At 53.5% G+C, this 20,268-nt stretch carries 19 protein-coding genes, 1 tRNA gene and 1 pseudogene; 7 read left to right on the top strand and 14 right to left on the bottom strand.

The window, feature by feature from the left end:
* Window positions 1–8 precede the first annotated feature (8 nt).
* The 5 genes from nqrE to ACOTX7_RS20250 are packed head-to-tail and all read right to left on the bottom strand — an operon-like array spanning window position 9 to window position 4,611.
* Window positions 9–605, bottom strand: coding sequence for an NADH:ubiquinone reductase (Na(+)-transporting) subunit E (nqrE, locus tag ACOTX7_RS20270; protein ID WP_006810004.1), 597 nt, complete (start codon window positions 603–605; stop codon window positions 9–11).
* A 6-nt stretch (window positions 606–611) separates the two neighbouring features.
* On the bottom strand, window positions 612–1,250 hold the full coding sequence (locus tag ACOTX7_RS20265) for an NADH:ubiquinone reductase (Na(+)-transporting) subunit D (protein WP_003863219.1): 639 nt from the start codon (window positions 1,248–1,250) through the stop codon (window positions 612–614).
* Entirely contained in the window at window positions 1,243–2,037 is a 795-nt protein-coding gene (locus ACOTX7_RS20260) for a Na(+)-translocating NADH-quinone reductase subunit C (protein ID WP_006810005.1), read from the bottom strand. Before ACOTX7_RS20260 ends, ACOTX7_RS20265 begins: the two co-directional genes overlap by 8 nt.
* Window positions 2,030–3,265: an NADH:ubiquinone reductase (Na(+)-transporting) subunit B gene (locus tag ACOTX7_RS20255; RefSeq protein WP_006810006.1), complete on the bottom strand. Its 1,236-nt coding sequence runs from the start codon at window positions 3,263–3,265 to the stop codon at window positions 2,030–2,032. The genes ACOTX7_RS20260 and ACOTX7_RS20255 overlap by 8 nt, the downstream gene beginning before the upstream one ends.
* Before the next feature lie 2 nt (window positions 3,266–3,267).
* Window positions 3,268–4,611, bottom strand: coding sequence for a Na(+)-translocating NADH-quinone reductase subunit A (locus ACOTX7_RS20250; protein ID WP_221925448.1), 1,344 nt, complete (start codon window positions 4,609–4,611; stop codon window positions 3,268–3,270).
* A 300-nt stretch (window positions 4,612–4,911) separates the two neighbouring features.
* Here ACOTX7_RS20250 and dpaA point away from each other — a divergent pair, with 300 nt between their 5' ends.
* The gene (gene dpaA, locus ACOTX7_RS20245; RefSeq protein ID WP_006810008.1) at window positions 4,912–5,652 is read left to right on the top strand and encodes a peptidoglycan meso-diaminopimelic acid protein amidase; all 741 of its coding nucleotides are present in this window, start codon (window positions 4,912–4,914) and stop codon (window positions 5,650–5,652) included.
* On the opposite strand, the gene ACOTX7_RS20240 is transcribed toward dpaA, so the two are convergent.
* A complete protein-coding gene (locus ACOTX7_RS20240; RefSeq protein ID WP_047355242.1) occupies window positions 5,623–6,390 on the bottom strand; it encodes a class II glutamine amidotransferase in 768 nt (255 codons plus the stop codon). The genes dpaA and ACOTX7_RS20240 overlap by 30 nt on opposite strands.
* A gap of 150 nt (window positions 6,391–6,540) precedes the next feature.
* Window positions 6,541–7,119, bottom strand: coding sequence for a D-sedoheptulose 7-phosphate isomerase (gene lpcA / locus ACOTX7_RS20235; protein ID WP_003863232.1), 579 nt, complete (start codon window positions 7,117–7,119; stop codon window positions 6,541–6,543).
* Window positions 7,120–7,358: 239 nt separating this feature from the next.
* Between lpcA and fadE the strand changes: the two genes are divergently transcribed.
* Both fadE and ACOTX7_RS20225 read left to right on the top strand, forming a co-directional pair.
* Entirely contained in the window at window positions 7,359–9,803 is a 2,445-nt protein-coding gene (fadE, locus tag ACOTX7_RS20230) for an acyl-CoA dehydrogenase FadE (RefSeq protein WP_006810010.1), read from the top strand.
* 107 nt (window positions 9,804–9,910) lie between these two features.
* Window positions 9,911–10,681: an amidohydrolase gene (locus ACOTX7_RS20225; RefSeq protein WP_221813649.1), complete on the top strand. Its 771-nt coding sequence runs from the start codon at window positions 9,911–9,913 to the stop codon at window positions 10,679–10,681.
* A gap of 100 nt (window positions 10,682–10,781) precedes the next feature.
* Here ACOTX7_RS20225 and ACOTX7_RS20220 read toward each other — a convergent pair.
* Window positions 10,782–10,858 (bottom strand) — tRNA-Asp (locus ACOTX7_RS20220).
* Window positions 10,859–10,990: 132 nt separating this feature from the next.
* Window positions 10,991–11,722, bottom strand: a complete 732-nt coding sequence (gene dnaQ / locus ACOTX7_RS20215; RefSeq protein ID WP_003863237.1) for a DNA polymerase III subunit epsilon — start codon at window positions 11,720–11,722, stop codon at window positions 10,991–10,993.
* On the opposite strand from dnaQ, the gene rnhA reads away from it, so the two are divergent.
* Window positions 11,676–12,254, top strand: a complete 579-nt coding sequence (gene rnhA, locus ACOTX7_RS20210; RefSeq protein WP_160840538.1) for a ribonuclease HI — start codon at window positions 11,676–11,678, stop codon at window positions 12,252–12,254. The two genes, dnaQ and rnhA, sit on opposite strands and share 47 nt — an antisense overlap.
* Here the strand turns inward: rnhA and ACOTX7_RS20205 are convergent, their stop codons facing one another.
* Window positions 12,255–12,971, bottom strand: a complete 717-nt coding sequence (locus ACOTX7_RS20205; protein WP_006810013.1) for a class I SAM-dependent methyltransferase — start codon at window positions 12,969–12,971, stop codon at window positions 12,255–12,257.
* Between the two features lie 32 nt (window positions 12,972–13,003).
* Between ACOTX7_RS20205 and gloB the strand changes: the two genes are divergently transcribed.
* A complete protein-coding gene (gene gloB / locus ACOTX7_RS20200) occupies window positions 13,004–13,762 on the top strand; it encodes a hydroxyacylglutathione hydrolase (RefSeq protein WP_221256951.1) in 759 nt (252 codons plus the stop codon).
* A gap of 68 nt (window positions 13,763–13,830) precedes the next feature.
* Complete coding sequence (gene mltD, locus ACOTX7_RS20195; RefSeq protein ID WP_221256950.1) at window positions 13,831–15,195, top strand: murein transglycosylase D; 1,365 nt, start codon at window positions 13,831–13,833, stop codon at window positions 15,193–15,195.
* A 52-nt stretch (window positions 15,196–15,247) separates the two neighbouring features.
* Here mltD and ACOTX7_RS20190 read toward each other — a convergent pair whose 3' ends face one another.
* The 3 genes and pseudogenes from ACOTX7_RS20190 to ACOTX7_RS20180 form a co-directional block, all read right to left on the bottom strand.
* Window positions 15,248–16,021, bottom strand: a complete 774-nt coding sequence (locus tag ACOTX7_RS20190; protein WP_221256949.1) for a class I SAM-dependent methyltransferase — start codon at window positions 16,019–16,021, stop codon at window positions 15,248–15,250.
* 77 nt (window positions 16,022–16,098) lie between these two features.
* Window positions 16,099–16,899, bottom strand: a complete 801-nt coding sequence (locus tag ACOTX7_RS20185; protein ID WP_032673787.1) for an endonuclease/exonuclease/phosphatase family protein — start codon at window positions 16,897–16,899, stop codon at window positions 16,099–16,101.
* Between the two features lie 137 nt (window positions 16,900–17,036).
* Window positions 17,037–18,212: pseudogene (locus ACOTX7_RS20180) on the bottom strand (MFS transporter).
* 104 nt (window positions 18,213–18,316) lie between these two features.
* Between ACOTX7_RS20180 and yafC the strand changes: the two are divergent.
* The gene (gene yafC / locus ACOTX7_RS20175) at window positions 18,317–19,222 is read left to right on the top strand and encodes a DNA-binding transcriptional regulator YafC (RefSeq protein WP_006810019.1); all 906 of its coding nucleotides are present in this window, start codon (window positions 18,317–18,319) and stop codon (window positions 19,220–19,222) included.
* Window positions 19,223–19,253: 31 nt separating this feature from the next.
* Here yafC and dkgB read toward each other — a convergent pair whose 3' ends face one another.
* Window positions 19,254–20,057 carry a 2,5-didehydrogluconate reductase DkgB gene (gene dkgB, locus ACOTX7_RS20170; protein ID WP_221256948.1) on the bottom strand — a complete coding sequence of 268 codons (804 nt, stop codon included), beginning with the start codon at window positions 20,055–20,057 and terminating at the stop codon, window positions 19,254–19,256.
* Window positions 20,058–20,268 lie beyond the last annotated feature (211 nt).

Raw genomic sequence — 20,268 nt, 5'->3', positions numbered from 1 at the left:
GTTAGCCCTTATAGCTGCACACCGGAGAAGGACATAAAGCCCAACGCCATCAGGCCGGTGGTGATAAAGGTGATCCCTAAGCCACGAAGACCCGCAGGCACGTTGGCATATTTCATTTTTTCACGGATCCCCGCCATGGTGACAATCGCCAGCATCCAGCCGATACCGGAACCGAAACCATACACAACCGATTCACTGAAGTTGTAATCGCGCTGAACCATAAACGAGACGCCACCGAAAATGGCGCAGTTCACCGCGATCAGCGGCAGGAAGATCCCCAGCGCGTTGTACAGCGACGGGAAATACTTATCGAGGATCATCTCCAGGATTTGCACCAGCGCCGCAATCACCCCGATGAAGGTGATGAAGTTCAGGAAGCTGAGATCAATCCCCTCCACCAGCGCGCTGTCCCGCAGCACGAAGTTGAACACCAGGTTGTTAATCGGAACGGAAAGCCCCAGCACAACGGTGACCGCCACCCCGAGACCAAATGCCGTCGAGACCTTTTTAGAAACGGCAAGGAATGTACACATGCCAAGGAAGAAGGCGAGCGCCATGTTTTCAACAAACACCGCGCGCACAAATAAACTCAGGTAATGAGCCATTGTCGGTTACTCCTTTTCCTGCTGTTCAGGCTTCAACGTACGAATCAGCCAGATCAGCAAACCGATAATGAAAAATGCGCTTGGCGCCAGCAGGAACAGGCCGTTCGGCAGATACCAGCCGCCGTTCTGTACCGTATCCAGCACCGGAATGCCAAACAGCTTGCCGCTGCCAATAAGTTCGCGCAGGAAACCGACCGTCAACAGGATCACGCCGTAACCCAGGCCGTTGCCGATACCGTCCATAAAGCTCGCCAGCGGCGGCATCTTCATCGCATAGGCTTCAGCACGCCCCATCACGATGCAGTTGGTGATAATCAGACCAACAAACACCGAGAGCTGCTTAGAGGTTTCATAAGCGAAGGCGCGCAGCAGCTGATCGACCACGATCACCAGCGAGGCGATGATCGCCATCTGCACGATGATCCTCACGCTGTTAGGTATGTGGTGGCGGATCATTGAGATAAACATGCTGGAGAACGCTGTCACCAGCGTTACCGCCAGCGTCATGACCACCGCCGTTTCCAGCTTGGTGGTCACCGCCAGAGCCGAGCACACACCCAGCACCTGAAGCGTTATCGGGTTATTGGCTAAAAGTGGGCCAATCAGTACCTTTTTAACTTCTTTCAGTTCACCCGTATCAGCCATTATTCAGCGCTCCTTCACGTACATTCTTCAGGAAGGGACCAAAGCCCAGTTCACCCATCCAGAAATCAAAGCTGTGCTGCACCCCGTTAGAGGTGAGCGTGGCGCCGGAAAGGCCATCAACGGCAAATTCATCGCCGGGACGCGCGCCGCCTTTCACCACTTTCAGCGCAGGCTGGCCGTTGTCGTCGAGCACTTTTTTACCGACAAACTGTGCTCGCCAGTTAGGGTTCTCAACTTCCCCACCCAGCCCCGGCGTTTCGCCCTGATCGTAATAAGTGATCCCTTTGACCGTACGGCCATCGGTATCCAGCGCCACGAAGGCGTACATCATCGACCACAAGCCGTTGCCGTAGATGGGCAACACCACTTCCTGTACACGTTTTTGCTCGTCACGAACGAGGTAAATCTCCGCGACATTGCTGCGGCGCTTAATGCCTGCCGGATCCTGCGAGGCGTCAAGCGTGGTGCTCATCTGCGGATCTTTCAGCGCCAGCGCCTGGTTGTATTTCGCCGGGTCTTTATCCATCAGCTCGCCGGTTTTTAAATCCACCAGCCGTGCGGTAATACGTTCGGCAAACACCGCGGCGACGTCATCCTTCGTCATGCCTTCCTGCATCAGCCCGGCCACGGCCAGGATGTTACGCTGTTTATCCAGCGCTCGTTGCTCTTGCTGTAGCGGTTTTAACCCTACGGCAGAACCGGCTACCACGATGGAACAGACCAGGCACAGTACCAGCACCACCAGCAGCGTTTTGCTGATGCTGTCGTTATTTTTAATTTCAGCCACGCGCCTTCCTCCGCTTAATGTTGGCGCGCACGACCAGGTAGTCGAACAGCGGCGCAAACAGATTGGCAAACAGAATGGCCAACATCATCCCTTCCGGATAGGCCGGGTTGACCACGCGAATCAGTACACACATCACCCCAATGAGCGCGCCGTAACACCATTTACCTCTGTCGGTAAACGAAGCCGAGACGGGATCGGTGGCCATGAACATCATGCCAAACGCAAAGCCTCCCAGCACGAGGTGCCAGTACCACGGCATGGAGAACATCGGGTTAGTGTCTGAACCAATGAAATTGAAAAGCGTGGCAGTGAGTACCATCCCGAGCATGACGCCCGCGACTATGCGCCAGGACGCCACGCGGCCAAAGAGGATGATGGCCCCGCCGATCAGAATCATCAGGGTAGACACTTCACCAATGGAGCCCGGAATATTGCCGATAAACGCATCAAACCAGGTCACAGCCTGTCCGGTTGCATTATTGACCAGCGTTTCGCCGCCGCCTGCCGCCCACTGTGAAAGTGGCGTCGCGCCGGAGAAGCCGTCCGCAGCCGTCCACACCAGGTCGCCCGAGATTTGCGCCGGATAAGCAAAGAACAGGAACGCTCGCCCTGCCAGTGCCGGGTTCAGGAAGTTGCGTCCGGTTCCGCCGAAGATCTCTTTGGCAATGACCACGCCAAAGCTGATCCCCATCGCCGCCTGCCAGAGCGGCAGCGTTGGCGGAACAATCAGCGCAAACAGAATAGAGGTGACAAAGAAACCCTCGTTGATCTCATGCTTGCGAATAATAGCGAACAGAACTTCCCAGAAACCGCCCACGATAAAGACGGTCATGTAGATCGGCAGGAAGAAGACAGCGCCCAGCGTCATCATGCTGATCCAGCCAGCATCTGCCGCAAAACTCACTCCCAGTGACTGCGCCAGACGATAGTGCCAGTCAGACTGGATCACCTGCGCCAGCTGCTCTGCATCGTACATATGGTGCAGCGCCGGAATAGTCTGCAACCCAACGTTATACATCCCCCAGAACATGGCCGGGAAGACCGCAAACCAGACCAGAATCATCATTCGCTTGAGGTCGATGGCGTCGCGAACGTGCGCCGCGCCTTTTGTCACCAGACCCGGCGTGTAGAAAATGGTCGATGTCGCTTCATACAGCGGGTAGTACTTTTTGAGCTTCCCTTCGGTAAAGTGCGGCTCAATTTTTTCAAAGAGGTGTTTTAAGCCCATGGTTATCCTTCCTGCTCAATGCGGGTTAACACCTCGCGCAATACGGGTCCATATTCGTATTTACCTGGACACACATAGGTACAAAGCGCCAGATCTTCTTCATCCAGCTCCAGACAGCCCAGCGCCTGGGCGCCGTCGGTATCACCGGCAAGAAGATCGCGCAGCAGCACGGTGGGCAGAATATCCAGCGGCATTACACGTTCGTAGTTGCCAATCGGAACCATTGCGCGCTCACCGCCGTTCGTGCTGGTGGAGAAATTAAACAGCTTATGACGCAGGAAGTGGCCCAGCGTGGTGCGGGTTACGGAGTATTTTTCTGCGCCAGGCAGTACCCAGCCGAACAGCTCTTTCTCGCGCCCTTCAAGTACCACGCTCACCTGAAGATGGAAACGCCCCAGGTACGCGTGCGCATTTACAGCGCGGCGGCCGCTGAGTACCGAACCGGAAATCAGGCGGTTTTCACCCTCTTTCGTTTCCCCCGCAAGCAGTACGTTAATGTCTGCTCCCAGAAGCGTTTTAACCAGACGCGGGTTTACGGCCTGCGGCCCGCCGATAGCGACGATCCGTTCAGCGCACAGCTCACCCGTGGTGAACAGCTTACCAATAGCAGTCACGTCCTGATAATTAAGATGCCAGACCTGTTTCGTCAGGCTCACCGGCTCCAGGAAATGAATATGCGTTCCCACCAGCCCGGCCGGATGCGGGCCGGCAAATTCGTTAAAAGCGACCTGCCCTTGCGGATGCCCGCCAAGCTTACCGCCGCTGGCCTGGCAGACATGCACTTTACCCGGCGTCAGACGCGTTAACACGGTGAGACCGGCATCAAAGGCTTTTCGTTCGGCCAGGATAACAGGCTGCGGGTCCGCGCTGAGCGGGTTGGTGTCGATGGCCGTCACGAAGATAGCGGCTGGCACCGTGCCTGGCACGGGCGTTTTGCTAAACGGGCGCGTGCGAAGCGCCGTCCACAGTCCCGACTCCAGCAGTTGAGCCTGCACCGCTTCGCGGCTGAGGGTGGCGAGATCGGCGTCGTCAAAACGCGCAAATTCGCGTTTCTCATCGCCTTCAATTTGAATAACAACCGATTGCAGGACGCGACGCTCACCACGATGGATGGCGACGACGACGCCGCTGGCAGGGGCTGTAAACATAACGCCAGGATTTTTTTTATCCTCGAAAAGCGCCTGGCCTTTTATTACCCGATCGCCTTCCTGAACCAGCATCGCAGGTCGCATGCCCACGTAATCATCACCCACAATAGCGACATGATGAACACTGGCGCCGGTGGTCACGTGCTGTTCAGGCACGCCAGAGATTGGCAGATCGAGTCCTTTTCTGATTTTAAACATGTGTTTAGCAGGTATCCATGAACAACAATCCAGAGAGGCCGGAGTGTACCATTTTCGGCCCGCGCAAGGGCAGTAAATCCGCCGTCCGGCGCGCCGAAATGCGAGCTATTGCGCAAAGTTCCTGGAGTCAGGAGTCTGTGAATGGGTTATAAAGTAAAACTAATTTGTAAACGCAAAGGTTGGCTCTTGCGAAAATCTCCATCGGTGCTAATGTGAGCGCTCCTGTCCAGATTAGTCTGATTTCGGGTGTCTTTTGCCGTTCTGGCAAGTTGGTCATTGTTTTATCAAGGAACCAGTAGTATGCGTAAAATCGCATTGTTCATTGCGATGCTTCTGATACCGTGCATGTCGTTTGCCGGGCTGCTTGGCAGTAATAGTTCAACGACGCCGGTCAGCAAAGAGTATAAACAGCAGTTGATGGGATCCCCGGTTTATATTCAAATCTTCAAGGAAGAGCGCACACTCGATCTGTTTGTCAAAATGGGCGAGACGTATCAGCTGCTCGATAGCTACAAAATCTGTAACTATTCTGGTGGGCTGGGACCGAAACAGCGTCAGGGCGACTTTAAAAGTCCGGAAGGGTTTTACAACGTTCAGCGTAACCAGCTAAAACCGGACAGCCGCTTTTATAAAGCGATTAACATCGGTTTCCCCAATGCCTTTGACCGTGCTCACGGTTACGAAGGTAAATACCTGATGATCCACGGTGCCTGCGTGTCTGTCGGCTGTTATGCGATGACGGATTCCGGCATTGATGAGATTTTCCAGTTTGTCACGGGCGCACTGGTCTTCGGCCAGCCGAATGTTCAGGTCAGCATCTATCCGTTCCGTATGACGGATGCGAATATGGCGCGCCATAAGTACTCCGTTTACACGGATTTCTGGAAACAGTTAAAACCGGGCTATGACTACTTCGAGCAGACCCATAAACCGCCGGTGGTGTCCATCGTCAATGGCCGTTACGTGGTGAGTAAACCGCTCAGCCATGAAGTGGTTCAGCCGCAGCTGGCGTCAAATTACGCGGTCCCCGAGACAAAATAGCACCCACTCGCCTGGCATGATCTTCTGCCAGGCTTCGTTGCCCGTCAGCGGCTGCGTCGCAATGACTGTGACCACATCGTTCGGTGTGGTCTCTTTCTGAAAGTCTATCTCCACATCCTGATCGAGCAGCTTTGCAACCCCAAACGGCGCGCGGCGGGTGATCCAGAACAGGTTCGTCGAGCAGAACGCCATCACGTAGCGTCCGTCGGACAGCAGCATATTAAACACGCCTTTTTCACGCAGCTCAGACGCCAGCGAAGCAATGTATTTAAACACGGCGGCCATGTTGCCGGGCGTGCGGGGATAACGCTCCGTCAGCTTGTGGAGCAGCCAGCAGAACGCTTTCTCACTGTCCGTTTCACCGACCGGACGGAAGTTGCCCGTCTCCAGTGATTTATAACCCGTAAGCTGCCCGTTATGTGCGTAGGTCCAGTTACGGCCCCACAGCTCGCGTGTAAAAGGATGGGTGTTTTCCAGCGCCACTTCGCCGCGGTTCGCCTGACGGATATGCGCGATCACCGAACAGGATTTAATGGGGTAATCCTGCACCAGTCTGGCAATGGGTGAGTTAAAGCTGGGCTGTGGATCTTTGAACGTGCGACATCCTTTGCCTTCGTAGAAGGTAATGCCCCAGCCGTCTTTATGCGGCCCGGTTCCTCCACCGCGCTGCACCAGCCCGGTGAAACTAAAGCAGATATCGGTTGGCACATTGGCGCTCATCCCGAGCAGTTCGCACATACAGCACCTCCACAAAACGCCTTAACGCAGGAAGGCGTAATTGTTGCAGCCAGTTTGGATTCGGACAGCGCGCAGAAACCGGAGCGTACACGTAGTACGTGAGGATTTCGAGCACTGCCCGCATTCAAAATGGCAAATAAAATAGCCTTCTTACTTAACCATCTCTTTTTCGATCAGTTGAATCAGGATGTGGATCACTTTGATGTGAATTTCCTGAACGCGGTCCGCATAACCGAAGTGTGGAACACGGATTTCAATGTCCGCCGTACCGTCCATCTTACCGCCATCTTTCCCGGTCAGGGTGATCACTTTCATGCCCTTCTCACGCGCGGCGGCAATCGCTTTGATTACGTTAGCGGAGTTACCGGAGGTCGAAATCCCCAGCAGCACGTCACCTTCACGGCCTACGGCTTCAACGTAGCGGGAAAAGATGTGGTCGTAACCGAAGTCGTTGCCTACGCAGGAGATGTGGCTCACGTCGGAAATCGCAATCGCCGGGTAGCCCGGACGGTTTTCGCGATAGCGTCCCGTCAGCTCTTCAGCGAAGTGCATGGCGTCGCAGTGGGAACCGCCGTTACCGCAGGAGAGCACTTTACCGCCAGCTTTAAAGCTGTCGGCAAGCAGGACCGCCGCGCGCTGAATAGCATGAATATTGGCATCATCTTTCAGAAAGTTCGCCAGCGTTTCCGCCGCTTCGTTCAGTTCGTTACGAATAAGATCCTGGTACATGAGGATAATCCTTCAGTATTGATGAAATAACACAGTGGAGTGTACCGGATAGCAGTAAAAGCGAGAAGCTAAAGCCATGCGAATCGTCCGGCGTTTTGATTTTTTGTGCCGGCTAAAACGCGAACAATGTGAACCAGGTTGTAATTATTTTGTAAACACATTGCTAAAGGAAATGACATCAACTACAACCATATCATCACAAGTGGTCAGACCTCCTACAAGCAAGGGAGCTTTTCTTTATGATGATTTTAAGCATTCTCGCAACCGTTGTACTGCTCGGTGTGTTGTTCTATCACCGTGTCAGTTTATTACTGAGTAGCCTGATTCTTCTGGCCTGGACGGCTGCACTTGGCGTCGCTGGCCTGTGGAATATCTGGGTTCTTGTTCCTCTGGCCATCATTTTGCTGCCGTTCAACCTGACGCCGATGCGTAAGTCGATGATCTCCGCTCCGGTGTTTAAAGGTTTCCGTAAAGTGATGCCGCCGATGTCACGTACAGAGAAAGAAGCGATTGATGCCGGTACTACATGGTGGGAAGGCGATCTGTTCCAGGGCAACCCGGACTGGAAAAAGCTGCACAATTATCCGCAGCCGCGTTTGACCGCCGAAGAACAGGCCTTTATTGATGGCCCGGTGGAAGAAGCGTGCCGCATGGCAAATGACTTTGCCATCACTCACGAAATGGCTGACCTGCCGCCTGAGCTGTGGGCGTATCTGAAAGAGCATCGCTTCTTTGCGATGATCATTAAGAAAGAGTACGGCGGGCTGGAATTCTCCGCTTACGCTCAGGCTCGCGTGTTGCAAAAACTGGCGGGTGTCTCCGGGATCCTGGCGATCACCGTTGGCGTGCCAAACTCCTTAGGCCCGGGCGAGCTGTTACAGCATTACGGTACGGAAGAGCAGAAAGATCACTACCTGCCGCGTCTGGCGCGTGGTCAGGAAATCCCGTGCTTCGCGCTGACCAGCCCGGAAGCCGGCTCTGACGCTGGCGCGATCCCGGATACGGGCGTGGTCTGCATGGGCGAATGGCAGGGGCAACAGGTGCTGGGCATGCGCCTGACCTGGAACAAACGCTATATCACCCTGGCACCTATCGCCACGGTGCTCGGCCTGGCCTTTAAGCTCTCCGACCCGGAAAAACTGCTGGGTGGTGAAGAAGAGCTGGGTATTACCTGTGCGCTGATCCCAACGTCAACACCGGGCGTTGAAATTGGTCGCCGTCACTTCCCGCTGAACGTGCCGTTCCAGAACGGTCCTACCCGCGGTCAGGATATCTTTGTCCCGATTGATTACATCATCGGTGGCCCGAAAATGGCCGGTCAGGGCTGGCGTATGCTGGTGGAATGTCTGTCGGTGGGCCGCGGTATTACCCTGCCATCGAACTCAACCGGCGGTCTGAAGTCGGTGGCGATGGGGATTGGGGCTTACGCGCATATCCGCCGCCAGTTCAAAATCTCCATCGGCAAGATGGAAGGTATTGAAGAGCCGCTGGCGCGTATTGCGGGCAATGCCTACGTGATGGACGCCGCAGCCTCGCTGATTACCTACGGCATCATGCTGGGCGAAAAACCGGCCGTGCTGTCCGCGATTGTGAAGTATCACTGTACCCACCGCGCGCAGCAGTCGATCATTGACGCGATGGATATCGCAGGCGGTAAAGGCATCATGCTTGGCGAAGGCAACTTCCTGGCGCGCGGCTATCAGGGTGCACCGATTGCTATCACCGTGGAAGGGGCCAACATCCTGACCCGCAGCATGATGATCTTCGGTCAGGGGGCGATTCGTTGCCATCCGTACGTTCTGGAAGAGATGGCCGCCGCGCAGAATAACGACGTGGACGCCTTCGACAAGCTGCTGTTCAAACATATTGGTCACGTGGGCAGTAACAAGGTGCGCAGCTTCTGGCTCGGCCTGACGCGCGGCCTGACCAGCGCGACGCCAACCGGCGATGCGACCAAACGTTACTACCAGCATCTGAACCGTCTGAGCGCCAACCTTGCCCTGCTGTCTGACGTCTCAATGGCCGTCCTGGGCGGTAGCCTGAAGCGTCGCGAGCGTATCTCCGCCCGTCTGGGTGATGTGCTGAGCCAGATCTTCCTCGCCTCTGCGGTGCTGAAACGCTATGACGACGAAGGCCGTCAGGAAGCGGATCTGCCGCTGGTGCACTGGGGCGTACAGGATGCGATGTATCAGGCCGAACAAGCAATTGACGACCTGCTGGCCAACTTCCCGAACCGCTTCGTGGCGGGTGCCCTGCGCGTTGTGATCTTCCCGACCGGTCGTCACCATCTTGCGCCGTCTGACAAGCTGGATCACAAAGTGGCGAAGATCTTACAAGTGCCGAGCGCCACCCGCTCCCGTATTGGTCGGGGACAATATCTGGCCCCTACCCCGCATAACCCGGTCGGTTTGCTGGAAGAGGCACTGCTGGACGTGATGGCCGCCGACCCGATTCACCAGAAGATCTGCAAACAGCTGGGCAAAAACCTGCCGTTTACACGACTGGATGAACTGGCAAAACAGGCGCTGGCGGGTGGCATCATCGACAACAGCGAAGCTGCGATTCTGGTGAAAGCCGAGGAGAGCCGTCTGCGCAGTATCAATGTGGATGATTTCGAACCTGAAGAGCTGGCGACACAGCCGGTAAAGCTGCCAGAGAAGCACCGCAAACCTGAAGCGGCATAAGACATTTCATGCCCACAAACCCCGCCCCGCGCGGGGTTTTTTATTGCCACATTTTCTGGTAATGACGTGCTACAGTGTCAAAAAGTGTTTATTAAGGAGCCTGTATCGTGCCTGGTTTAAAGATTTCTGTTTTGCAGCAACCTTTAGTGTGGATGGACGGCCCCGCCAACCTTCGCCATTTTGATCGCCAGCTGGAAGAGATGACCGGACGCGATGTGATTGTCCTGCCGGAGATGTTCACCACAGGTTTCGCGATGGAGGCAGCAAAACAGTCCATGCCGCAGGACGAGGTGGTGGCCTGGATGTACGCCAGGGCGCAGGAAACAAACGCGCTGATTGCCGGTAGCGTCGCACTCCAGACCGAGCGCGGCCCGGTCAACCGTTTTCTGCTGGTCGAGCCGGAAGGAAAAGTCCATTTCTACGACAAGCGCCACCTGTTCCGCATGGCGGATGAACATCAACACTATGAAGCCGGAAACGAACGCGTGGTATTTGAATGGCGCGGCTGGCGTATTTTGCCGCTGGTCTGCTATGACCTGCGCTTTCCGGTGTGGTCACGCAACCGCAACGATTATGATTTAGCGCTGTATGTCGCCAACTGGCCTGCGCCACGCTCGCTGCACTGGCAGGCTTTACTGACAGCGCGCGCGATTGAAAATCAGGCTTATGTTGTTGGCTGTAACCGCGTAGGAACGGACGGCAACGGGCATCACTATCGCGGCGACAGCCGGGTAATCAGTCCGCAGGGTGAAATTATTGCCACCGCCGAGCCGCATCAGGCAACGCGAATTGATGCTGAGATTTCGTTAACGGCGTTAAAAGAGTATCGGGAGAAGTTTCCGGCCTGGCAGGATGCAGACCCGTTTACGATCGGATAAACGCAACCCGCGGTGTTACCCTGGCTTATTGTCTTGCGTAACATCGGGGAAAAGCAGAAATGAAAAAGGCCCACGTTATAAATAACGTGGGCCTGAATAGTGGCGGAACGGACGGGACTCGAACCCGCGACCCCCTGCGTGACAGGCAGGTATTCTAACCGACTGAACTACCGCTCCACTGTTCCCGTTTGGGGAACGAGGCGAATATTACGGTTTGCCTCTGAACTCGTCAACGCTTTTTCTCAGGTTTTGAATCGTTTGCTGCAAAATTCACCCAAACGGCGATTTAACAAACGTTTCAGCACATTTTTACGTGCGCCACAGACAGCTTCCGCCCTTCTTCTGTACTAAATCGAGACGAGATTCATGGTTCATCAGTTCTTCATCACTGGCTAAAACAACCCGCAGGCGATTCGCCTGACGCACAATGCGCTGAATCCCCCCTTCATCACGCGTCTGCTGGGATTCATTTTCCATACTGAATTTCATCGACGTTTGGCCGCCGGTCATGGTCAGGTAGACATCGGCCAGGATCTGGGCATCGAGCAATGCGCCGTGCAGCGTTCGCTTGGTGTTGTCTATCTCATAGCGAGAGCACAGAGCATCAAGGCTGTTACGCTTGCCGGGGAACATCTTCCTTGCCAGCGCCAGGCTATCCGTGACCTTACAGAACGTATTCGTCTTGGGAATATCGCGGTTGAGCTTGCTGAACTCATAGTCCATAAAGCCGATATCGAACGACGCGTTATGAATGACAAGTTCCGCACCCCTGATGTAGTCGAGAAATTCATCTGCGACGTCAGCAAAGGTGGGTTTATCCAGCAAAAACTCATCGGCAATTCCGTGAACACCGAACGCTTCCGGATCCACCAGCCGATCGGGTTTGAGGTAAACGTGGAAGTTGTTGCCCGTAAGACGACGGTTCACCACTTCAACCGCACCAATCTCAATGATTTTGTGCCCTTCGTAGTGAGCGCCAATCTGGTTCATACCGGTGGTTTCGGTATCGAGAACAATCTGGCGAGTAATTGCAGTGCTCATAGCGGTCATTTATGTCAGACTTATCGTTTTACTGAACGTTTCAAATACAGGAAGTCTACCAGAGATGCGTAAACAGGTAGAAATTTTCACCGATGGATCTTGTCTTGGTAACCCAGGGCCCGGCGGCTATGGCGCCATTATGCGCTATCGTCAGCATGAAAAAACTTTTAGTGAAGGCTATTTCCTGACCACCAACAACCGCATGGAGTTGATGGCGGCCATCGTGGCACTGGAAGCCTTAAAAGAACATTGTGACGTGGTGCTGAGTACCGACAGCCAGTATGTCCGCCAGGGCATTACCCAGTGGATCCATAACTGGAAAAAACGCGGCTGGAAAACCGCAGAGAAAAAACCCGTTAAGAATGTCGATCTCTGGAAGCGTCTTGATGCCGCCCTCGGTCAGCACGAAATCAAATGGGAATGGGTAAAGGGGCACGCAGGTCATCCCGAAAACGAACGCTGTGACGAGCTGGCTCGCGCGGCGGCCTCCAACCCGACCCACGAGGATGCAGGTTATCAGCCTGAATCCTGATCACGGTTTTTTGTACTGCCGCGTGGCCCCCACAGTCTGGCGGATCCGCGTTTTCGATTTGCTTTGCTTCATTGGGTTAAGCGTAAGGGGGATCGTCCTCTTACGCGCCACAATAAATTGCATGCAGCCCAGTGCGGGGAAATGGGTGCTTAACAAAACCCCTCCTTTACGCGTCCAGGGGATGACCTGAAAACCCCCGTAGCTGAGCACTTCAAAATTTAACAGTGAAAGCCAGTCCAGCTGGCGCATCAGGGTAAACATGCGGCTGTTATACGGCGGCGTGCGACGCAACACGGGCGTGAGTTTACGTAGCCCCATCAGACTCAGCGGATTGAAGCCGCTCAGGATCAGCCAGCCGTCGTCAATCAAAACGCGGTCCGCTTCCCGCAGCAGGCGATGGGGATCGCTGCACCAGGGCAGCGTGTGGGCGAGCAGACAGGCGTCAATGGATTTTTCCGCAAACGGCAAATGCAGCGGATCCGCTTTCACCTGAACCGGAGAACCATTAAGCGATACGCTAACCTGATGCGAGATAGCGCAGCTTTCGGTATTGATTTCTGCGCTCAGATTGCCAATCTTAAGCAGGTGAAAACCATACATTTTCGCGAGCCAGGGTTTAAGCTGAAGTTCTAACGCCTCGCGATAATATTCACCCCAGGGCAATTCTGCCCAACGTTCCGGTGGTGCGACAGTCTGAGGTATCCTTGCCGGTTTCATCAAAACACCCGCCACGCTATAAGAGGTAATGCATGAATCTTATCAGTATTTCCGCCTTTCAGGACAATTACATCTGGGTTTTAGTCGACGACGATCGCAGATGCATCATTGTGGATCCGGGCGAATCCGCACCGATCCTGCACGCGATAAAAGAAAACGGCTGGCAACCAGAAGCGATTCTCCTTACCCATCACCATCACGATCATGTCGATGGTGTTCCCGATCTCCTTGCGCACTATCCCCACCTTCCCGTTTACGGACCGGCAGAGACACAAAATAAGGGTACGACGCAAGTCGTTGTAGAAGGCGAAAGTATCCTCATCCTCGGGTGGGAGTTTTCCGTATTTGCTACGCCAGGTCACACTTCCGGTCATCTCTGTTTCTACAGCAAACCTTATCTGTTTTGCGGCGACACGCTGTTTTCCGGCGGCTGTGGACGGCTCTTTGAAGGTACGCCAGAACAAATGTATCAATCTTTACAAAAAATTAATGCACTGCCTGCCGACACCGTAATTTGTTGCGCACATGAGTATACATTAGGGAATATGAAGTTTGCCGCGAGCATTCTGCCAGAGGATCGGGCGATTCAGGATTATTACCTGAAAGTGAAGGAGTTACGTGCAAAAAACCAAAAAACACTGCCCGTAATTCTGAAAAATGAGCGCCAAATAAATTTATTTTTGAGAATGGATGATGCTGATTTAATTAATAAAATTAATCAAGAAACAAATTTGTTACAACCAGAAGCGCGATTTGCATGGTTAAGGTCAAAGAAAGATAACTTCAGATAATTGCGGGTTGCCTTTTCAAATTTTCGCCGTTATCATCGCTCGTCTTTTAAGCAACTATTGACACACACATGAAGGCAAAAGCGATATTACTCGCCTCTGTCCTGCTTGTAGGTTGCCAGTCACAAAACGGCAGCAACGTACAACAGCACGCACAGAGCCTTTCTGCGGCTGGTCAAGGGGAAGCAGGGAAGTTTACGAGTCAGGCGCGATGGTTGGACGATGGGACATCCTTCGCGCAGGAACAAGACTTGTGGGCCTCTATTGGCGACGAGCTAAAGATGGGAATTCCGGAAAACAGCCGGATTCGCGAACAGAAACAGAAGTATTTGAGAAATAAGAGCTATCTCCACGATGTAACATTACGGGCAGAGCCGTATATGTACTGGATAGCCGGGCAAGTTAAGAAACGTAACATGCCTATGGAACTGGTACTACTACCCATAGTGGAGAGCGCTTTTGACCCGCACGCGACGTCTGGCGCCAATGCAGCAGGTATTTGGCAGATCATTCCGAGCACAGGGCGAAATTATGGTTTAAAACAGACCCGCAACTACGATGCGCGTCGTGATGTTGTCGCTTCAACGACAGCCGCTCTCGACATGATGCAACGTCTGAACAAGATGTTTGACGGCGACTGGTTATTGACTGTCGCGGCGTATAACAGTGGTGAAGGTCGTGTACTGAAGGCAATGAAAGCGAATAAAGCGCGTGGTAAATCCACAGACTTCTGGTCGCTCTCACTGCCACAGGAAACAAAGATTTACGTACCGAAAATGCTGGCTTTGAGTGACATTCTCAAGAACAGTAAACGTTACGGTGTACAACTGCCAACACCAGACGAAAGTCGTGCACTGGCGCGTGTCCGCCTCAGCAGCCCGGTTGATATTCAACAGGTTGCCGATATGACGGGTATGTCGGTAAGTAAGCTTAAAACCTTTAATGCAGGTGTTAAAGGCTCCACGCTGGGTGCAAGTGGCCCGCGCTATGTGATGGTTCCGCAGAAACACGCGGAGCAGTTACGAGAGTCTTTAGCTTCGGGTGAAATTGCAGCCGTTCAGTCAACGCTGATCGCTGATACGTCGCCTGTAAGCAGCCGCAGCTATAAGGTGCGTTCAGGTGATACGCTTTCAGGTATTGCTTCACGTCTTGGCGTGAATACGAAAGATCTCCAGCAGTGGAATAATCTGCGCGGGTCCAGTCTGAAAGTCGGTCAAACGCTGACCGTAGGTGCAGGTAACAGCGCACAGCGTCTCGCTAAAAACAGCGATAGCATTACCTATCGCGTACGTAAAGGCGACTCGCTGTCCAGTATTGCTAAGCGTCACGGCGTAAACATCAAAGATGTGATGCGCTGGAACAACGATACTGACAACCTGCAACCTGGCGACCAGCTGACGTTGTTTGTGAAAAACAGCGCTACGCCGGATTCCTGATAGTACGATCGCTTGTTAAAAAGGCACCGATTCCCCTCGGTGCCTTTTTTGTTTATCCCGCTTTTTGCGCTTCAGCCATAATGGTGTCGCTGGTAAACGAACCATCGTCATGCAGTTCAAAGTACGCCTTCACGTCAGCAGAGGCGCTCTCCTGATACAATCGGATCGCCTGCGTCAATGCCTCTGGTGTGCGCATCCGCGCAATCCATGACGCGAACTCCAGCGGCAAACGGTCGGTTATCAGCGAGCGTGAAATCAAACCGGCTTCGGTGATAAACGTCAGCCACTCGCCACTGGAGTAGTTTTGTACGTGCGAGGTATCACGCAGCGCTTCAACCGTCTGGAGCCAGATATTCCGTACCGGATGTCCGGGAGACATTACGTCCATGATGATGAAGGTTCCGCCCGGTTTGAGCACCCGTTTCACTTCCCGTAATGCCTGCCCCACATCATGCCAGTGGTGTGCAGAGTAACGGCTAATCACAACCTCAAACGACGCATCCTCAAAGGGTAAAGATTCCGCGTAGCCCTGGCGCGTTGTGATGTTATTCAACCCTTTCGCTTTCGCCGCCTCAGCAACAACATCCAGCATCTGGCTCGATAAATCATATGCCGTCACCTGAGCGACCTGCCGGGCGGCGGTAAAACTGGCGTGCCCCGCCCCGCAGCCTAAATCCAGCACCTGCGCGTCAGGGAACGCGGCGAGCCGATCACCGAGACGCACCAGATCGCGCCCAGAGGCATGCACGGCGCTGCTCAGATACGCGCCAGCCTGAGAACCGAACTGTTTTTCGACGTTGTCATGATGGGAGTGTGTTGTTGTCATGTTGCTGTCCTTTTATGGGTTAAAAAATAAAGGGCAGCACCCGCACAGGCCTGCCCCACGGCAGACCTGACGCACCATTATTTATCAGGTTTGCCGGGACTGAATTCTACTAGTAGAGGATTATGATCGGAGGCGCGCGTTACCAGAACGGAAGCATCGTGCACGCTTAAACCCCGATAGAAGACGAAATCGAGAGGACGACCAAACGCTTTCTTACGCTGGTCATCGCTAAAACGAACTTCACGCAGCGACATTTCCCGCGCGAAGCGGTACAACGCGTTCATACGCGGACGGCTCCAGGCATTGAAATCCCCGGCCATGATGATCGGCCCACTGTGGTGAGCAATCTGATCGCCAATAGGAAGTAACTGCTTACTGTACACATCAACACCCAGGCTGAAGTTCACCGCATGAATGTTTACCACCATCAACAGCCGGGTATCCGGCAATGGATAGACCGTGACCAGCGCCGATTTTGCCAGACGCAGAATTGGCTCACGTTCACGCAGCGGGCAGCAATAGACCGGATGTGCGGCTGAAAGGGTCATCACCCCAGAAGGATGCTGTGGCAGAACAAAGGCAGGCACCTGGTCGGCTGCGAGATAGTGAGTCGTTGCAAACCTGACCAGCTCTGGCGTGGTTTGCGCCTCCTGTAACAAAACCAGATGCGCATCTTTACCAAAATTTTTAAGTACGGATAACCACTCCGCACGCTGTTGTTTAAAGATGTTCCACACCAGTACGCGAATTTTTTCGTCACTGCTTAATGGCGTGCCCGCAGGTAATGCCTGACCCAGGCTCGCAAACGACCCCGGAGGTAAGATCCTCTCCGCGGGCATTCCGGCAACATAACGCATGGCATAGGTATTTTTTCGCACTTTTGGAAACGACCTCTGTAACATGAACCAGCCCGGAAAACGGACTGGTTCTAATGTTATAGGGATTTTAGGTCACACTTTCAACGCAATTACTGAGAAACCGCTTTCCAGTTTCGTAAGCAAGCACTTACTGATGCTTATCCAAGGGCGACGCGAGCGGGTTTATCAAGCCGTCCACTCAGACCAATAAGGAGGAACGCGACAAGCACAATCACCGCGCCAATCCATGGCGTTTGGGTTAATCCAATGTGTTCAACCGTCTGACCCCCTATAACCGATCCGAGGGCGATACCGATATTGAATGCGGCGATATTCAGGCCGGATGCAACATCCACCGCATTGGGCGTATAACGTTCGGCTTTCTGCACAACATACACCTGCAATCCCGGTACGTTACCAAAAGCGAATATCCCCATAACTAATACCGTTACCAGCGCGGCGTAATGTGTCGACGCGGTGAACTGGAAAATCATCAGCAGGACAACCAGCGCGGCGAAGATGAATTTCAGCGCCGGTACTGCGCCATGCTTATCTGCAAGCTTGCCGCCCCAGATATTGCCGATTGCTACGGAGATACCGTAGCCCAGTAAAATCCAGCTCACTGCGCCAGGAGAAAAACCAGCCAGCTCCTGCATCATCGGTGCAAGGAAGGTGAATGCGGTGAACACCCCACCATAACCCAGAGCCGTAACGGCATAGATCAGCAGCAGGCGCGGGTGTGTAAGAACCTTAATCTGATCGTTCAGGCTGGCGCTCGCACGCCCCGGTATATTCGACGGAACCAACAGCAGGCTGGCCACCAGAGCAATCACCCCCAACAGCGATACCGCGAGGAAGGTTTCACGCCAGCCAAAATGTTGTCCGATAAACGTTCCTAACGGCACGCCGGTGACCAGCGCGACGGTTAAACCGCCAAACATAATCGCAATGGCTGACGCCGCTTTCTATTTTGGCACCAGGCTGGTTGCAATGGTGGAACCGATAGAGAAGAAGACACCGTGCGCGAGGCCTGTCAGCAGACGGGCAATGACCAGCGTGGTGTAGTCCGGAGCTTTCCACGCCAGAATATTGCCGGCGGTGAAGAGCACCATCAGAGCAACTAACAGTTGTTTACGCGGAAAGCGTCCTGTCAGTGCAGTCAGCACAGGCGCCCCAACAGCGACACCTAATGCATAAATAGATACCAGCAGCCCGGCAGAAGGCAGTGAAATAGCGAGTTGATCAGCAATGGTAGGAACAAGCCCTACAATAACAAATTCGGTCGTGCCGATTGCGAAGGCACTGATCGTCAGGGCAAGAAGCGCCAGTGGCATAAAATACTCCGTCTCTTCAGTATTAAGATGACAGGCAGTATGCGCCAGTGTTTAAATAACAAAAATGGTTAGAATCTCAATAGAATTTTGCAGGTGATGCAATAATGAAAGCCACATCGGAAGAACTCACTATCTTTGTTGCCGTGGTGGAAAGCGGCAGTTTCAGCCGTGCGGCCGAACAGCTCGGGCAGGCGAACTCCGCCGTCAGCCGCTCGGTGAAAAAGCTGGAGATGAAGCTCGGGGTGAGTCTGCTCAACAGAACAACGCGCCAGCTCAGCCTGACGGAAGAAGGTGAACGTTATTTTCGCCGCGTTCAATCCGTTTTGCAGGAGATGGCGGCAGCAGAAACGGAAATTATGGAATCGCGTAGCACCCCGCGTGGGCTGCTACGCATTGATGCGGCGACGCCGGTTGTGCTTCATTTTCTGATGCCGTTAATCAAGCCCTTTCGGGAACGCTATCCGGAGATGACCCTGTCTCTGGTCTCTTCAGAGACGTTTATCAACCTGATTGAGCGTAAAGTTGATGTGGCGATCCGCGCGGGAACCCTGACGGATTCAAGTTTACGCGCTCGCCCTCTCTTCACCAGTTACCGCAAAATTATCGCGTCACCGCAATATATTGCAGAGCATGGCAAACCGGAGACGGTTGAAGAGTTAAAGCAGCATCTGTGTCTGGGCTTTACAGAACCTGTGTCGTTGAATACCTGGCCCGTGGCCTGTCATGACGGACAACTTCATGAGATCACCTGCGGACTTTCGTCTAATAGCGGGGAGACGCTGAAACAGCTATGTCTTGAAGGGAATGGGATTGCCTGCTTATCAGACTATATGATTGATAAGGAAATCGCGGCGGGTCAGCTTGTAGAACTCATGGCTGACAAACGGTTGCCTGTAGAGATGCCTTTTAGCGCCGTGTATTACAGTGACAGAGCGGTAAGTACGCGCATACGCGCATTTATCGACTTCCTGAGTGAACATATCAAAACAGCTCCCGGAGGAGCTGCGTGAGGGTTTAAAGGTACAGAGGGTGGGTTATTTATTAATCCCAGTCAGGTGCTAACCCTTCCGGGCTGACCAGACGATCGTTGCATTCCAGTGCGGCGATCGCTTTTTTATCTTCATGATCAAGCTGAAGATCACGCGCTAACAGGTTACTCGCCAGGTTTTCACGTTTGGTTGAAGACGGGATCACGGCATAGCCTTCACCCATCGCCCATGCCAGGATCACCTGCGCAGCTGTCGCGTTGTGTTTTTCAGCGATGCGTGCAATCACCTCATCTTTCAGCGCCTTACCATATGCCAGCGTCATGTAAGAGGTGATGTGAATGCCATGCTGTTGCGCCCAGTCCACAACGTTGCGGTTTTGCAGGTAGGGAGAGAGTTCAATCTGATTGGTGGCAATATTCTCTTTACCCACTGCGGCAATAGCCCTTTCCATCAATGGGATAGTGAAGTTAGAAATGCCAATTTCACGCGTTAAGCCCTGCTCTTTTGCTTCCAGCAGCGCCTGCATGAATTCCTCCACAGAGACGGCATCATCAGGTGATGGCCAGTGGATCAGCGTCAGGTCAACATAATCCGTACGCAGCTTTTTCAGACTTTCCTTCAGGCTTGGGATCAGCTTGTCTTTGCTGAGATTCTCAATCCAGATTTTGGTGGTGATGAAAAGCTCGTGGCGCGGTACGCCGCTCTCTTCGATAGCCTGGCCTACGGCACCCTCGTTATCATAAATCTGCGCCGTATCAATAGCGCGATAGCCCAGCTCGAGTGCGGTTTTAACAGATGCGATAACAACGTCGTCTTTCAGGCGAAAAGTACCCAGACCCAGTGCAGGGATAGTCATATGATTCCTCAATCGTTATGTTCGTAAACTGAGGAGAATTATCGCTGTGGTTGTTATGACAAAAAAGATCGTAAAACGCAGAGGATTTTTGCTAATTTCGCAATAATTAAACGACAGATAAGAAAAAAGCCCTGAGCGTTAGCTCAGGGCTTTTAATAAGTGGCGGAACGGACGGGACTCGAACCCGCGACCCCCTGCGTGACAGGCAGGT

Origin of the sequence: Enterobacter cloacae complex sp. IR5418 (assembly GCF_049238105.1) — a bacterium.
Lineage (GTDB): Bacteria > Pseudomonadota > Gammaproteobacteria > Enterobacterales > Enterobacteriaceae > Enterobacter > Enterobacter hormaechei.
This window is presented reverse-complemented; position numbering and strand designations above follow the sequence as displayed.